The sequence below is a fragment of the Erysipelothrix tonsillarum DSM 14972 genome (assembly GCF_000373785.1).
GTDB classification, from domain to species: Bacteria; Bacillota_I; Bacilli_A; order Erysipelotrichales; family Erysipelotrichaceae; genus Erysipelothrix; species Erysipelothrix tonsillarum.
The window spans coordinates 130680-146044 of sequence record NZ_KB892378.1 but is presented as its reverse complement, the minus strand read 5'-3'; the positions used below and the strand labels follow the sequence as shown (position 1 = coordinate 146044).

Genomic DNA, 15365 nt, shown 5'->3' with positions numbered 1-15365 from the left:
ATAAAGTTTCTGAAATCCTTAATAAATTGCACCCAAAATAATTTATTAAGGAGAGTGTAGAGATGAAAAAGATCGAGGCTTATATGTATCTTCGCTTATCAAGAGATGATGGAGATGAAGGAGAAAGTAATTCCATTGGTAATCAAAGGGAACTTATAAAAGGCTATGCTGATAAGGCTGGTTTTAAAATTGTCAAAGAATATATTGATGATGGATTTACAGGTTCAAACTTTGAAAGACCAAATTTTAAAAAGATGCTTAGTGACCTTGAAAAGAAAGCTAGCAAAACGATTATTGTAAAAGACCTTTCTAGATTTGGAAGAGATTATATTGAATCGGGAAAAATTCTTCAGAAGATTTTTCCACAAATGGGGGTTAGATTTATATCAGTTAATGATAACTATGATAGTGAAAATGCTGATGTAAATGACACACATCTTATTCTTCCTATAAAAAACTTTATCAATGATAGTTATTGCAGGGATATATCCATGAAAGTTAAAAGCTCTCAAAAGACTAAAAGACAGAGGGGAGAATTTATAGGGGCATTTGCTCCATATGGATATAGGAAAAGCACAAAAAAGAAAAATCATCTTATAGTTGATAGGAATGTAGCCTATGTTATTAGAAGAATTTTTGAGATGAAAGTAGAAGGATATTCTTCAAAGGCTATAGCAGATGAACTTAATAGGCTAGGTATTCAAACTCCACAAGCTTATAAGGAAAGTAATGGATCAAATTATGCTACAGGCTTTGCTAGTAATCAAAGTAAGTGGCAGGCTAAGATGATAAATAGGATTATTGAGAATAGGGTTTACCTTGGAGACTTAGAACAGGGGAAGAGAACCAAGCTTAATTATAAGTCTAATAGGGAAATAAAAGTTACCCAAGAAGAATGGGTTAGGGTTGAAGGAACTCATGAAGCTATAGTTACAGAAACAATGTTTAATGTAGCTAATAAGATGATGGGAAGAGATATTCTTAATAGGAAAACCAAACCTGATTTTTTAGCAGGGCTTCTTTATTGTGCAGATTGTGGAAATCAGCTAGTAAGAAGAAACCAAAAGACAAAAAATGGACAAACAATTTATTATATATGTGGCTTATACAATCGTGGTAAGGGTTGCTCAAGGCATAGTATTAAGGAAGAGGATATTTTATCTTCTTTGAATTACATCCTAAAACAACATATTAAATATCAAGAAGAACTATTTTTAAGAATTAGGCAAACTGATTTTAGTAAATCAGAATATGACCTTGATTTAGATGATCTACTTGCTGAAAAAAAGAAGTATGAAACCCTTAGACGTTCTCTTTATATGGACTTAGAAGATGAGCTTATAGATGAAGAGGAATTTCAATCCTTTAGGAAGAGCTACCAGTTTAAAATAAAAGAGATTGAACAGCAAATTATAAATAGAAGGAAAGCCTATAATGATTTAGAAGAGATACTTAATTCCAAAGAAAATTGGCTTACAGGCTTGGAAAAGTATAAAAATATAGAAAGTATTGATAGGCAGACACTAGCATTTTTTGTTGACCGTATATTGGTAGGGGAAAAGGATGAAGAAGGAAGACCAAGAATAACAGTATTCTTTAATGATATGGAAAAGTTAGATATATTAAAGAGAATATTAAAGAGAGCTAAGAAAACCAAGACTTCTAATCTTGCATCCTTCAATAGCATGGCTATAAAAGGACTATCCACTGAAAGGGAGGGGGTAGCTCTCTATGGCTAGAATATCAAGAAGAGATTTAATAAAAACAGAAGAAAAAGCGACTATTAATTCATCAAGAGTTGGAATCTATACAAGACTTTCGCAGGAAAGAACAGAAGAGTGGAGAAATAAATCATATTCTATAGAATCACAAGTGGAGATTTGCCAGGAGTATATTAATAAAGAAAATATGACCCTAGTTAAGGTTTATACAGATTATGAATATTCTGGAACTAATTTTGATAGGCCAGGTTATATTGAAATGATGAATGATGTTAGAAATGGCTTTATAAACTGCATTATAATTAGGGATTTATCAAGACTTGGTAGAGAACATCTTGAAATGGGAAGACTTGTAGATAAGGTATTTCCTTTCCTAGGAGTAAGATTTGTATCAGTAATAGACAAGATTGATACAGAAAAGGGAATTGATGCAAAACTATCTTTTGAAATCTTAATAAAAAACCTTATTAATGATATGTATGCCAAGGATATATCACATAAGATTAAAACCAGTAGGCAGGTTCATGCCAAACAGGGATTCTTTATAGGTTCAAATCCACCTTTTGGATATAAGGTAGTAAAAAAAGATGGAGGAAGAAAATTAGAGCCTGATGAAGTAAGCATGAAAATAGTCCAAAGAATCTTTAATATGTATGTAGATGGGGTTAATACACTTAAAATTGCTAAAGAACTTAATGAGGAAAACATCGCAACATCAAGTGCCTATAATAAAACAAGGTCTATTATACGAGAACCTGGACAACCACAATGGAGAAAAGGGACTATAGCTAATATGCTAAGACAGAGAGTCTATACAGGTTGCCTTGTTCAAGGAACTAAAGAAAATGTCCAAGGGAAAAAGTCCGGTCATTATAGGCAAAAACCTAAGGGTGAATGGATTGTTGTAGAAAATGCCCATGAAGCTATTATTTCAGAAGAAATGTTTAATATAGCCCAGGAGATACTTGATAATAATAAAGATAAATCGGAATTTAAAATAACAAGACATGATATGAAAAGAGATCCAATTAATAAATACAAAGGTGTAATTTTTGATGCAAATACGAACCTACTTTTAATTAGAAATGGAGTAAGAAGTAATAAGAAGAATGCCAACTTTTATTATTATAAGTTCACAAATGAAGAAAACAATGGTATTTTACTTGAAACTCCCTATATTTCTATAATGGAAAGTGACTTAGATAATCTAGTAATAAATAAGTTGAGAAATATACTCAGCATTGATGTAAGTGGAAAAGATTGCAGGGATAGAATTACTGATATATGCAAGATGAGAATTGAGATGGTAGAAAGAAATCGCCAGTCTATTTCTCTTAAGATTTCAAAACATAATTCAGACTTAAAAAGACTATATGAAAATTATAGTTTGGGAAAGATTGAGAAAGAAGACTATCTTGAAAAAAGAATATTAAATAGAAAAGACCTAGCCATCTATGAAAAGAGCCTAAGTGATCTTGACCTTGAAATACTTTCAATAGAAAGTCAAGCTGAGGAGGAGATAGGATTATTTGATAGCTTGTTTTCTAATAAAGATATTAAGCTAGATGAAAATATTGTTCAGAAATATATTGAACGTATTGATGTATATGATAATGAAAGTATAGAAATTAGTTTAAAAGGCTTTTTAGGTGGAAAGGAGATGAGGTCAAGTGAATAATATTGCTATTTATCTTAGAATATCCGTACTTGAAAAAGGAAATCTAGGGCATACAGAAGATACAATAAATTCTCAAAGGAATATTATTAAGAACTTTATCTTTAATGACCAAGAGCTTAAAAAGGCAAATATAGAAGAGTATATTGATGAGGGCTATAGTGGTAGCACTACTTCAAGACCTGGCTTGGATAAGCTTCTTTTAAAGGTAAAACAAGGAAAGATAAACTGTATCATTGTAAAGGATATGTCACGATTTATGAGAAATTATATAGAGATGGGAGATTATCTTGAAAATATCTTTCCTTTTATGGGGATCAGATTTATAGCAATTAATGATGGCTATGATAGTAGTAATGAAGTTCAAAATGGAACTGAATTAGATATCCAATTTAAAAATCTTCTTAATGACTATTATAGTAGGGATATTTCAGAAAAAATGACAACAGCTCTACTTGTAGCGAAAAAGCAAGGGAAGTACACATCTGGAGCTCCGCCATATGGTTATTTAAAAGATCCTGAGGATAATTATAAGCTTATAGTTGATGAAAAGGTTGCTGAGAATGTTAGATATATATTCCAACTTCTTCTTGAAGGACATAGCCTAAATGAAACAGCAAAAACTCTTAATAGTGAAGGTGTTATGACTGCAAGAGCAAGAAGGAAAGAGATTAAAGGCTATGATGCCTATGCAAATAGGTGGGAATCTACTGTGGAAGATACAATATGGTCTCACAGTATGGTTAGAAGAATAGCAAATAATGAAGCATATACGGGGACTTTTGTTTTTAATAAATCAAGAAAAAGTAAGCTTGATGGAGGTAAGGTTACTTATCATCCTAAAGAAGAATGGATAAGAGTTTATGATAATCACGAAGCCCTTATAAGCAAAGAAACCTTTGATGAAGCTAATAATATTATAAAGTCAAGAAAAAGGAATAAAATGTTTAAGTGGGGTGAACGCAAATATAAGAATAGTCCCTTAGCAACTTATGTAAGATGTAATAAATGTGGCTATAAAATCAGATTTGGCATTAGTTCTAATGGAAAAGAAATAGTAAGTATAAATCTTTATTGCTATCACTGTAGAATGCTTGAGCAGGAAGAAAAGCTACCTCATAATAAGGAATTAGAAAAAGAGGTATTTAAAATCCTTAAGGATAAGTTTCATACAGATAAGACGGAAAAGAAAAAGCTCCTTGATGAACAAAAAGAGCTTTATGACAGGAATGACCAACTATTAAAAAAGAAAAGGATAGAGTTTGAGAATTATAAGTTTGGTAAAATCTCAAGAGAAGATTTTATGGAAACAAAAAATCAGATACAAGAATCTGAGGAAGAAAATAAGGAACGTATAGGAGCAATAGACGAGGAACTTAAACAAGCAGGTAGCATAGACAGTCTAACTAAAGAAATTGTCGAGAAATATATTGATAAAATTTATATTTCAGGAAAAGGTATAGAAAGAATAGAATATCAATAGTACAATAGAAGGAGATCCATTATAGGGTCTCCTTAGTTATTGGTTTAAATAAAAAATTAGCTTAAGTGAATTTTATTAGATTAGCTAAAAGATGATTATAAAAAAGAACAGAAGTAGTGATTATAAAATCAAAATAAACAGGAGATGTAATAATCATGAGAAAAGGTTTAAAGGAAACATACGACTGGTATGAAAGTCGTGGAAAGCAGCTCATTGATAAATATACTAATGTAGGTGAGTATGTAAAAAAATATAATAAAGTAAATGGTACAAATGAAGTTTCAGGGGTTTATATGATATGTTTTAATAATCTTCCAATTGCTATAGGAGAAAGTAGCCAAATGGGTGTAAGGTTTATGGAGCATGTGAGGGCTTTAGAAGAAGATGGTAAGGAACTTTGGGGAGTAAACATAGAAGAAATTAAAGCTGGAAAAATAACCATCAAAATTGAAGTTTTAAAGACTGGTTTATTAAATGAAATAGATAGAAGAGATGCCGAGATTGGTGAGATAAATGAATATCAGCCAATTTTTCAAGTTGAATATGAAAAATATTATCCCAATGATAAAGCACAAAAGCAAAATGGAAGATGGCTATTAAGACATGAGATAAGGGAGGATCAGTATATTAAAAGAAAATATAGAAGAGAAAGAATTAAGGAGTTTTTAGATTTATAATTTACAAGTATTTTCTATCATACCCTTGACACGAGAGGGTACCGGGAAAACATATTTAGCTGCATTTGATGTGAAAGCTGCGAAACCGAAAAGAGCTCTTTTTATTATTCACAGAGAACAAGTAGCAAGAGATGCTATGAATACTTTTGAAACGATCATTAAAGATCGAACTATGGGGCTCTATACAGGTAATAATAAAGATGATACATGCGACTATTTATTTACTACAATTCAAACGATTTCAAAAGTACAAACAATGAAAGAGTTTAAAAAAGATGAATTTGATTATATTGTAATTGATGAAGCACATCGATCGGGTGCCGATACATATTTAAAAGTGATGGATTATTTCACACCTAAGTTTATGCTGGGGATGACAGCTACTCCTGAGCGAAGCGATAAATTAAATATTTTTGAATTATTTGATTATAATATTGCATATGAAATTCGATTACAAAAAGCTTTAGAAGAAAATATGCTGGTTCCTTTTCACTATTTTGGAATTACGGATTTAAAAATTGATGGAGAAATTATTAATGATCATAGTCAGTTTAATCAACTCATTTCAGACGAGCGTATAGAGCATATTTTGAAGTATACGAAATATTATGGACACTGTGGTAGCAAGCTTAAAGGACTGATGTTCTGCAGCAAAAATGATGAGGCTGCAGAGATTTCTCAAAAATTAAACCAGAAGGGACTAAGAACCATTGCGTTATCAGGACATAATACTCAAGAAGAACGAGAAAATGCCATCGAACGTTTAGTAGATGAAAACGGGGATATTGACTATATTTTGACCGTTGATATTTTTAATGAAGGAATTGATATTCCAGAAATCAATCAAATAGTCATGTTACGTTCTACAGAATCATCAATTGTATTTATACAACAACTCGGTAGAGGGTTGCGACTATCACAAAACAAAGACTATGTTGTTGTAATTGATTTCATTGGTAATTATTCAAACAACTATATGATTCCAATGGCTTTATCTGGCAATCGAAGTTTTTCTAAAGATGAGATTAAGAAATATTTGATTGAAGGGAAGAGTACGATCCCGGGTAGTTCTTCAGTTGAATTTGATAAAACAGCACTAAGTCAAATATATAAAACAATCGATAATACAAATTTCGCAGCTACAAAACATTTAAGATTAGAGTATAATAATTTGAAATATCGACTGGGAAGAATACCAACGTTGGAAGAATTTATTACCGAAAGATCAATTGATCCACAACTATTCATTAAATCCTCTAATTTTGGAAATTATCATCGGTTTTTGACAAAAATCGATCCTGATTACCGTGGAGTTTTAACAGATTATGAGAATGGAATTGTCACAATGCTTTCGAAAGAAATATCTACAGGGAAGAGGGATACTGAATTACGTGTTCTAGAAAAAATCCTCAATAGAGGATTTGTAGAGGATATGGAGATTAAAAGAATCTGTAAAAATGAAGCAGAATATCATTCGACGATCAATATGCTAGAGTTAGGTTTTGTTAAATCTGATATGTTTATTAAGTATGGCGGAAAACCAATTATTACAAAAAAAGAGAAAAGTTGGATTTTTAATGAAGAGATCGTTAATTCTTCAAATATGGGTACGGTAATGTTTCACCTAAGAGGAATTGTGGAAATGGGATTAACCAATTTCAAAGAAAAATACTCGAATCGTCAGAAAGAGTCCGGCATGGTCCTGTATGAACGTTATACAAGAAAAGACATGTGTTGGCTTTTTAATTGGGAAAAAGACTCATCTGCAGCTGTTTATGGGTATATGGTTAAGAATAATACAATTCCAATTTTTGTAACCTATCATAAAAATGAAAAAATTGAAGCTTCAATTCGATACGATGATAAGTTTATAGATGAGAATACATTTAGTTGGATGAGTAGAAATAATGTGCGAATAGATGGTTCAGAAATCGAAGCAATAAAAAACGCAAAATCTAACAATACGATAATTTCTTTATTTGTTAAAAAAGAAGATGCTGAACAAGGTCAATTTTTCTACTTAGGTGAGATGGAACCCATTGATATAAAGGAGACTACAATATTAGCAAAAAACAAAGAATTACCGATAGTTAATGTAGTCTTCAAGATGAAGAACAGCGTACGTCACGATATTTATTCATATATAACAGGATTTTGAATAAAGAGAATTATATGAACGAAATTAATGTATTGCACCCTTGGAAGTTTCAAAATAAAAGTACTTGATCGCATATTAAAACAAATCTAATTGTTCATGTAAAATAAAAAAATTAATCTTAACTCATAAGACAGGAGATATAATTAAAAAAAGATGAATGAATTACTACTTGAAAAATCACGTATTGTTGCTCTATGGAATACGGCATATTTTAGACGATGAAGATATAATAAATTAGGCAGTAATTATCATCCTTTGTGGTCGAATATAGATTTAAAGAAAAAAAGCGAGAACAGTTTGTTCCCGCTTTTTTACCTCTTATAAACCACCTTATTCTCTACTTGTATAAAGGTAGTCTCTGCAATCTCAGATTGACCATCCCATTTGACGGTAATTTTATTTTCTGTATTATTTGATGCTCTCTGAATTATGGTCCATTGTGATTCATTATCCTGATATAGGTTGATTTGTTCGTTAGAATCAATACCATAGCCGTATTCCGCAAATTTGTTGGTAATATAGGAATCTATGAAACTATGGTTGACAGCATTTTTATCGGTGATGAGTGTCGAAGCGGTATGCGCTGTTTGACACCCTACAAGGATTACGAATATTAATAATATCGTTACTATAATGGTGTGCTTTTTCATATAGTTCATCCTTTCTGTTGAAAGAATACCATATGAATATGAAAAATAAATAGCGTTGTTATGAAATGTTTGTGTTCGAAAATGTTAGGGTTTGGGAAGAAACAAAAGAGACATGAAATTTTAGAAAAACAAGTGTGAGGGGCAAATATAATTTGGTGTGAAATGTGTATCTTTTGACGCAACATGTTATAATACAGGAAGTGAATAGGGGGTTCTTTTATGATACGTATTGTCTTGTGTGACGATGATGATGTGGTCATTGAAAAATATCGATATTTAATCAAACGTTACGCAATGTCCCGAGGGTTAGAAGTTGAAATCGAAACGTTCGCGCGTGGTGAAGATTTAATATTTGAATTGACAGATCATTATGATGAACCGGATATCATTTTCCTTGATATCTTTATGGATGAATTGAATGGAGTTGAGGTTGCGAAACGAATTCGTGAAATGGGTTATACCTCACAAATTATTTTCCTAACAACATCTTCTGATTTTGTATTTGATGCTTTTGATGTGCGTTCATTTAATTATCTTATTAAACAAGATACGGATGACACACGATTTAAAGAAGTGTTAGGGCAAGCTATTACACAGATTGAAAAACGATCAGGTGATTTTTTCGATTGTACATTTGGCGCAGAATCGCGTCGAATTCCTTACAAAGATATTTCCCATTTTGAGATTTATCGCCGTGTAATGCGTGTACATTTCAATAAAGATGAATACTTTGATTTCTATGAGACGATGGATCATCTTGCGACCCGTTTATCGGATCGAAATTTTGTACGAATTCATCGTTCTTATTTAGTAAACTTGAATCACATTGTTTTATTTAAAAATCAAACTATTCGTCTGGAAAATGATGTGGAACTACCAATAGGTAAAGCATATCAAGGGGATGTGAAACGCATCTTCAATGATTTCGTGACGGATAATTGGGAGTGATATGATGACACTCTATTGGATTTTAGTATTTACATCAACTGTGACTTACTATATGTATACATATTTGTCAGTTTACTTCATGAGTGATCATGCAGTCATGCGTCCGCATGGCTATTTTTCACTCGGTGGATGTATGGTTCTAAATTCAATACTCGTTGTTGTGAGTCGGATGTATGGTTTCGAATCATATATCAGTTTTATTTTTATGTTGGTTGTGATGTTTATTAGTTTTAAGGCGATCTTTGATATGCCACTGGTTAAAGTGATGTATGCAGCCGTTCGGCATGTGTTCTATTTTTATACAGTTCGTGGCTTGGTCTTTGCGCTTTATTCAATGATTACGGATATCCCTATACGATTAATCGCATCAGGAGACATGAGTGACATCATTAGTTTCCAAATTACCGGGGTGTTAGCAATCATCCTGTTTTACATTCTAAAAAAATATCTGTTGACGAATGCGCGGATTCAATCTTTATTTCGGAATTCGGATCAAGTTGTATTTGTATCCTTTACTAAATTGTCATTGGGATTTTATTTAATGATTGTAAGTTATGGAAGTCGCTATACTGCGAATGATCGTTGGTTTACTTTGATGTACTTGTTTACCTGTTTATTTGTGATGGGATTTGCAGCAATCGTGGTTGCGAATTCAATTCGTTTCTGTGAATTATTGGAGTATGAAACTCAAACCGTTACACTACAGAAACAATTGGACATGCAAGTGAAGCACTATAAATCATATCAAAAATATACACAAGCATTTCGGGAATTTCGCCATGATTATAAGAATACGCTCTCGACCATTAACATGTTGTTACGTAAAAACGATTATAATGCTGCGATTCATATTCTCGATGATATGGGTGTTCAATTATCAGACGGTATGACGACACACCCAACCTACTCAAATGATGTCTTGTTGGATGCTGTGATGCAAGAATATGCCAATACGTGTCATACAGACCATATTGAGTTTGAATGCATGCTTTATTGGGATGAAACGATAGCCCTGAGTGAACTTGAAGTGGTACGGATCTTTACGAATATTCTTAAAAATGCTTATGAGGCGACGATGTTGCTGCCAGAGGCAGAACGTTTTGTAATCGTCAAATCAAAAGCACGGGATCATTGGATTGATGTTATCATACACAATAGTTTTGATGGTAATTTTCATGAAGATTTAGAAAGTACAAAAACAACGGATAAAGGTTCACGGGGTCTTGGTGTGAAGATTGTGCGTAAAACAGTCGAACAGCTTGGTGGTGTTGTTAATTGGACCGCTGAGAATGGGGAGTTTAAAATGATGTTGAATTTCCCGCGAGATCTTTCATTAAAGAAAACCGATGAAATGAATGATGATTAAAAAAAACACTTTCAATTTAGAAGTGTTTTTTTTTTATTATTGTGGTTGTTTTCCAAAACCTACGGCTTGATGCTTAGGATTGCGCGTATCTAAATCTTGTTGTACGAGTACGCTTGCCCGTTTAATGGCATGAAATCCAAAGCGCTCTCGTATTTGATCGAGGGTTTCATCAATGACAGGGCTAGGCGTATCAAATAAAGATAGTTGAATCGGTTGTGAACTCGAAACAAGGTCGCTTAGGGTAATAGTAATACTTCTTAAGGGTTTGCTCTGGTCCCAATATCGTTCAACCAAAAAGAGGGACTCGTTAACTAATTGATTTACTTGATTTGTTGGTTGGATTAATTTTTTCTGACGGGAGATGGTTTCAAGGGTGTGGTCGCGCATGCTAACGCGTAACACACTGCCTTTTTTCTCCATTTCGCGACATCTTGATGAGACGGACTCGGCTAGCACAAAGAGTACGCGCCGCACTTCATCAAGAGTAATTAAGTCCTGTGAGGTGGTCATGCCATTTCCAACGGATTTAGCTGGGTCACTGTAAGGATTAACCTCAGAGTCATCTTCCCCATTAGCGAAAGCCTTTAAAATAGTACCCATCTTCCCCAAGTGCGTATGTAATAACGATTCTTCGGCACAAGCGAGATCCCCAATGGTATGGATGCCAAGTTTTTGTAAACTTTTTTGGGTGCTCGGACCGACATACAAAAGGTCTTTCGCGGGGAGCGGCCATATTTGTGAACGGACATGGGATTCCATTAAAATGGTAAGGCCATCGGGTTTTTCCATATCCGACCCTAGTTTCGCAAATATCTTATTAAAACTCATGCCAACAGACACGGTCAAACCAATCTCATCTTTAACTCTACGACGAATTTCTGTAGCGATATCGCCTGGTTTTCCAAAGAGCATGGTTGAATCGGAAATATCCACCCAAGCTTCATCAATTCCAAATGATTCAACTTTATCCGTATACTCACGATAAATATCTTTGACTTGATTACTGATTGTGATGTAATCCTCGTAAGCAGGAGGCACGACAACCAATCCGGGGCATTTCCGTCGTGCCTCATTCAGGGTTTCTGCCGTCTTAACGCCTTTAGCTTTCGCAAGGGGGTTTCGTGCCAAGACAATGCCGTGTCGTTTGGTTTCATCTCCACCGACACACATTGGCACCGAAGCTAAAGCTGGTTTTTTTATAATTTCAATCTGCGCAAAGCAATAATCAATATCGCAATGTAGAATATAACGTTGTTTCATGGATTCACCTCATAATGTCAATTATAAGATACAATGTTGCGTATATCAATAGAAATACGCAACAAATGAAGCGGTTGTTGTGTGATGATTGCTTTATGAGTATAATGGTGGCAAGAGGTGATTGTATGACATTGCAAGAATTAATATCGATTTTTCGTGAACGCGAAAACTTATCCTTAGAAGAAGTCGGAGAAGCTGCAGGTGTAAGTAAATCAACCGTTTCACGTTGGGAATCCGGAATCATCAAAAAAATTTCTCTTGAGAAACAACAGCGATTGTCGCATCTTTTTGGTATTAATGTTCCGGATTATTTAGATCATCATTTCTTTAAACCGGTGATTGGGGTAGTTAAAGCGGGTTATGATTTGTTGGCGGACCAAGCCATAGACGGTTATGAAGAGGTGTCTAAGCGTGAATACGATCGCGGTGATTATTTTCTGCGTGTTACGGGAGATTCCATGACGGGATCACGAATTTATGATGGTGATTTGATTTACGTAAAAAAAACGCAAGCAGTGACTTCGGGAGATATTGCCGTTGTTTTAATCAATGGCGCGGAAGTGACCGTCAAGCGTGTAATTTTAAAAGATGATTTATTAATTCTAGAAGCAACGAATCCTGATTATCCGACGCGTTATTACAATGCAGAAGAAGTCTCAACAATTCCGATTCAAATCATTGGGAAAGTCTTAAATGTTCGGGTTGATTTTTAAAAATAGTCTTTTTTACGAAGGTAAATAACAACGCCTAAGGTTAAGAAAAAACTAATCATAAAAACAATTAATAAAGCTTGAGGGTGATCTTGAAATGGGAGATTGATATTCATCCCATAAAAACTTGTGATAAACGTAGGCACGGATAGTACAAGTGTAATCGAAGTCAAAGTTTGCATAATCTTATTGAGGCGATTTGAAAATAATGATTCGGAGACATCGACGATGGAATTAATAATCTGTTGATACATTTCAATATTTTGGACTAACTGATTGACCTCGATGCGAATATTCGTGTATTCTGAGGAAATATCGGGTTGCCAAAGTTCTGTGGGTTTCTCTTCCACAATATAATTGGTGACATCACCAATCGCGTTGATAGCCGTTTGATAGCGAATGAGTTTACGACTTAAGCCAAACAGAGCTTTAATGTTAGCTTTGGTTACCAGATTTTCCATGGTCTCTTCATAGCCTGATAGCTGGGCATTAATGTATTTAATCATGGCTTCATAATTTTTGAGGGTGTGTAACAATAAATCCGTCAATGATGCTTCTTCAATCTTACCGGTAAATGAAATGGATTCATGACAGTAGAGATTAAAGTTCGTATCAACTTGTTCAATGCACACGGGTTGAATGTTGTTGGGACTGCTGGGGTAGTTTAAAATAATGTAGAATTTTCCATTTAAACGACGAATGTGCGCAAGTTCTGCTTTATCGAGCAGTGACTGACGAATATAGTCGGGCAGATTGAGACGGTTTGCGTCTTGATATACAATAAGATTCATAGAGAACCCTCCTTAGGATCATTATATCATGAGGCCCACAGGCAGTCTTGACGAAATTAAGAAAACCTTAAACAATCAAAAATAAGTTTAGTGTATAATAGATTTAATTGGAGGAAGACTATGTATAAAATCATGATTATCGAAGATAACGATACCATTCGTAATGAACTCAGTACTTTTCTGAGAAAAAACGGTTATGAGACCTGTTTAATTACCGATTTTTCAAATGTAATGGAAACATTTAAGCAAGCAGAGGTGGATTGTGTCCTTTTAGACCTATCCCTTCCTGAAGTGGAAGGTCATTATCTTGCTAAGGAAATACGCAAAGTAAGTGCGGTGCCAATTATTGTAGTAACAAGCCGTAACAGTACCATGGACGAGTTGATGTCGATGAATCTTGGGGCGGATGATTTTATTACGAAACCTTATAATCTGCAGATTTTATTGGCGCGATTACAATCTGTTTTACGGCGTGCTTATGAAAAAAATGATGCTCAAGTTACAGTGATTCGCGGCGTTGAACTGGATATTCCCCGAGGGATGGTTCGCTACAAGGGTCAGGAGCAGGAATTGACCAAAAATGAACTGCGGATTTTATCGTATCTGATTTCAAATCGTGGCAGTATCGTATCGCGTCAAGATTTAATGCAATACCTATGGAACACCGATTGGTTTGTGGATGATAATACGCTAACCGTAAACATTAATCGTTTGCGTAAAAAACTGGAAGAAATTGGTATTGTGGATTTTATTGAAACGAAACGTGGGATGGGATATACCATTCATGAAAACTAAAGATTATTTACGCGACAAGGCTTATCTGATAATTATGATTCTTGTATTAGAATTGGTCTTAACATTTTTTCTTACTGCCGTAGGCATTCAACAGGAGATTGTTTTGATTGTAGCTTTTGTGATTGCATTAATTGGTATTGTTGTATTGAGTGTTGAGTACTCGCGTCGTAAACGTTACTATGATGAGTTAATTGCGAATATGGAAGCCTTGGACCAAAAATACTTAGTGACTGAAATGATTCCAGAAGGGGTCTTTTTAGATGCTGATATTTGGACGAATGTATTGGAAGATGTTAATAAATCGATGGCCGATCGGGTTAGTGAATATAAACGTCGTCAAGAAGACTATAAAGAATATATTGAACTGTGGATTCATGAAGTAAAAACACCACTTGCAGGGGCTAAGTTGATTGCTTCCAATCACCACAGTACGGAAATGTCCTTGATTGCGAGCGAAATGAGTCAGGTTGAAAACTATCTTGAACAGGTGCTTTTTTATGCTCGTTCCAGTTCACTCGAGAAAGACTACATTATTCAACCGTTAAATTTAAACCGTCATATCCGAAATGTTATTAAAGAACTTTCACCCATCTTTATTCAACGTAAAATTCAGCTAGAGATGGATATTACAGATGAATTGGTTTACAGTGATTCAAAATGGGTCGAATTTATGATTAAACAAATTTTGTCTAATTCTCTTAAGTATGTAGCCGAGGTCGAAGGTAAAATTACCCTCTCAACCACAGTACAAGAGCATGCGGTTACCTTAGACCTCTGTGATAATGGTCCCGGTATTGCTGCGCAGGACTTAGGCCGTGTATTTGAACGCGGATTTACAGGTCAGTTAGGCCGTCAAAATAAACAAGCAACGGGAATGGGTTTGTACTTGGTCAAAACATTGAGTGAAAAACTTAATTTAGAAATTGAGATTCAAAGTCATGAAGGAACGTGTGTAAGGCTACGTTTTCCCAAATCAAAGATGATGTTTAAATAACCTCGAACCCACGAGGTTATTTTTTACATCAAGCTTTAAATATCGTATGATAATCGTATAAGTGACAAAATTGTCATATAACTGTAATGATAATGAATGGCAGCACCATCAAGAATTCTTTAAACTAAATGTAGGAG

The 15365-nt window shown here is 34.1% G+C and carries 13 protein-coding genes; 10 read left to right on the top strand and 3 right to left on the bottom strand.

The window, feature by feature from the left end; translation table 11 throughout:
- Nucleotides 1-62: 62 nt before the first annotated feature.
- The 5 genes from B096_RS0104285 (at nucleotide 63) to B096_RS09530 (ending at nucleotide 7714) form a co-directional block, all read left to right on the top strand.
- Entirely contained in the window at nucleotides 63-1739 is a 1677-nt protein-coding gene (locus B096_RS0104285; RefSeq protein ID WP_018579525.1) for a recombinase family protein, read from the top strand.
- On the top strand, nucleotides 1732-3399 hold the full coding sequence (locus tag B096_RS09535) for a recombinase family protein (RefSeq protein WP_018579524.1): 1668 nt from the start codon (nucleotides 1732-1734) through the stop codon (nucleotides 3397-3399). The genes B096_RS0104285 and B096_RS09535 overlap by 8 nt, the downstream gene beginning before the upstream one ends.
- Nucleotides 3392-4879 carry a recombinase family protein gene (locus tag B096_RS0104275; RefSeq protein ID WP_018579523.1) on the top strand — a complete coding sequence of 496 codons (1488 nt, stop codon included), beginning with the start codon at nucleotides 3392-3394 and terminating at the stop codon, nucleotides 4877-4879. Before B096_RS09535 ends, B096_RS0104275 begins: the two co-directional genes overlap by 8 nt.
- 155 nt (nucleotides 4880-5034) lie before the next feature.
- The gene (locus B096_RS0104270) at nucleotides 5035-5556 is read left to right on the top strand and encodes a hypothetical protein (protein ID WP_018579522.1); all 522 of its coding nucleotides are present in this window, start codon (nucleotides 5035-5037) and stop codon (nucleotides 5554-5556) included.
- A gap of 25 nt (nucleotides 5557-5581) precedes the next feature.
- On the top strand, nucleotides 5582-7714 hold the full coding sequence (locus tag B096_RS09530; protein WP_244264569.1) for a DUF3427 domain-containing protein: 2133 nt from the start codon (nucleotides 5582-5584) through the stop codon (nucleotides 7712-7714).
- A 311-nt stretch (nucleotides 7715-8025) separates the two neighbouring features.
- Here B096_RS09530 and B096_RS0104260 read toward each other — a convergent pair whose 3' ends face one another.
- Nucleotides 8026-8364: a hypothetical protein gene (locus tag B096_RS0104260; protein ID WP_018579520.1), complete on the bottom strand. Its 339-nt coding sequence runs from the start codon at nucleotides 8362-8364 to the stop codon at nucleotides 8026-8028.
- Between the two features lie 219 nt (nucleotides 8365-8583).
- On the opposite strand from B096_RS0104260, the gene B096_RS0104255 reads away from it, so the two are divergent.
- Together B096_RS0104255 and B096_RS0104250 are read left to right on the top strand one after the other, a co-directional pair.
- On the top strand, nucleotides 8584-9312 hold the full coding sequence (locus tag B096_RS0104255; RefSeq protein ID WP_018579519.1) for a LytR/AlgR family response regulator transcription factor: 729 nt from the start codon (nucleotides 8584-8586) through the stop codon (nucleotides 9310-9312).
- 1 nt (nucleotide 9313) lies between these two features.
- Nucleotides 9314-10678, top strand: a complete 1365-nt coding sequence (locus B096_RS0104250) for a sensor histidine kinase (RefSeq protein ID WP_244264568.1) — start codon at nucleotides 9314-9316, stop codon at nucleotides 10676-10678.
- A 36-nt stretch (nucleotides 10679-10714) separates the two neighbouring features.
- On the opposite strand, the gene dinB is transcribed toward B096_RS0104250, so the two are convergent.
- Complete coding sequence (gene dinB, locus B096_RS0104245) at nucleotides 10715-11938, bottom strand: DNA polymerase IV (RefSeq protein ID WP_018579517.1); 1224 nt, start codon at nucleotides 11936-11938, stop codon at nucleotides 10715-10717.
- Between the two features lie 125 nt (nucleotides 11939-12063).
- Here dinB and B096_RS0104240 point away from each other — a divergent pair, with 125 nt between their 5' ends.
- Nucleotides 12064-12651 (top strand): LexA family protein, encoded by a 588-nt coding sequence (locus tag B096_RS0104240; RefSeq protein WP_018579516.1) that lies wholly within the window; start codon nucleotides 12064-12066, stop codon nucleotides 12649-12651.
- Here B096_RS0104240 and B096_RS0104235 read toward each other — a convergent pair.
- The gene (locus B096_RS0104235; RefSeq protein ID WP_018579515.1) at nucleotides 12648-13439 is read right to left on the bottom strand and encodes a CorA family divalent cation transporter; all 792 of its coding nucleotides are present in this window, start codon (nucleotides 13437-13439) and stop codon (nucleotides 12648-12650) included. The two genes, B096_RS0104240 and B096_RS0104235, sit on opposite strands and share 4 nt — an antisense overlap.
- Nucleotides 13440-13559: 120 nt before the next feature.
- Here B096_RS0104235 and B096_RS0104230 point away from each other — a divergent pair, with 120 nt between their 5' ends.
- Both B096_RS0104230 and B096_RS0104225 read left to right on the top strand, forming a co-directional pair.
- Complete coding sequence (locus tag B096_RS0104230) at nucleotides 13560-14234, top strand: response regulator transcription factor (RefSeq protein WP_018579514.1); 675 nt, start codon at nucleotides 13560-13562, stop codon at nucleotides 14232-14234.
- Nucleotides 14224-15228 carry a sensor histidine kinase gene (locus B096_RS0104225; RefSeq protein WP_018579513.1) on the top strand — a complete coding sequence of 335 codons (1005 nt, stop codon included), beginning with the start codon at nucleotides 14224-14226 and terminating at the stop codon, nucleotides 15226-15228. The genes B096_RS0104230 and B096_RS0104225 overlap by 11 nt, the downstream gene beginning before the upstream one ends.
- The last annotated feature ends 137 nt before the right edge of the window (nucleotides 15229-15365 follow it).

Excerpts from the sequence above, each read along its gene's own strand:
- B096_RS0104285 (WP_018579525.1), top strand. The coding sequence starts at position 63 with ATGAAAAAGATCGAGGCTTATATGTATCTTCGCTTATCAAGAGATGAT.
- B096_RS09535 (WP_018579524.1), top strand. The coding sequence starts at position 1,732 with ATGGCTAGAATATCAAGAAGAGATTTAATAAAAACAGAAGAAAAAGCG.
- B096_RS0104260 (WP_018579520.1), bottom strand. The coding sequence starts at position 8,364 with ATGAAAAAGCACACCATTATAGTAACGATATTATTAATATTCGTAATC.
- B096_RS0104230 (WP_018579514.1), top strand. The coding sequence starts at position 13,560 with ATGTATAAAATCATGATTATCGAAGATAACGATACCATTCGTAATGAA.
- B096_RS0104250 (WP_244264568.1), top strand. The coding sequence starts at position 9,314 with ATGATGACACTCTATTGGATTTTAGTATTTACATCAACTGTGACTTAC.
- B096_RS0104225 (WP_018579513.1), top strand. The coding sequence starts at position 14,224 with ATGAAAACTAAAGATTATTTACGCGACAAGGCTTATCTGATAATTATG.
- B096_RS0104255 (WP_018579519.1), top strand. The coding sequence starts at position 8,584 with ATGATACGTATTGTCTTGTGTGACGATGATGATGTGGTCATTGAAAAA.
- B096_RS0104270 (WP_018579522.1), top strand. The coding sequence starts at position 5,035 with ATGAGAAAAGGTTTAAAGGAAACATACGACTGGTATGAAAGTCGTGGA.
- dinB (WP_018579517.1), bottom strand. The coding sequence starts at position 11,938 with ATGAAACAACGTTATATTCTACATTGCGATATTGATTATTGCTTTGCG.
- B096_RS0104235 (WP_018579515.1), bottom strand. The coding sequence starts at position 13,439 with ATGAATCTTATTGTATATCAAGACGCAAACCGTCTCAATCTGCCCGAC.
- B096_RS0104240 (WP_018579516.1), top strand. The coding sequence starts at position 12,064 with ATGACATTGCAAGAATTAATATCGATTTTTCGTGAACGCGAAAACTTA.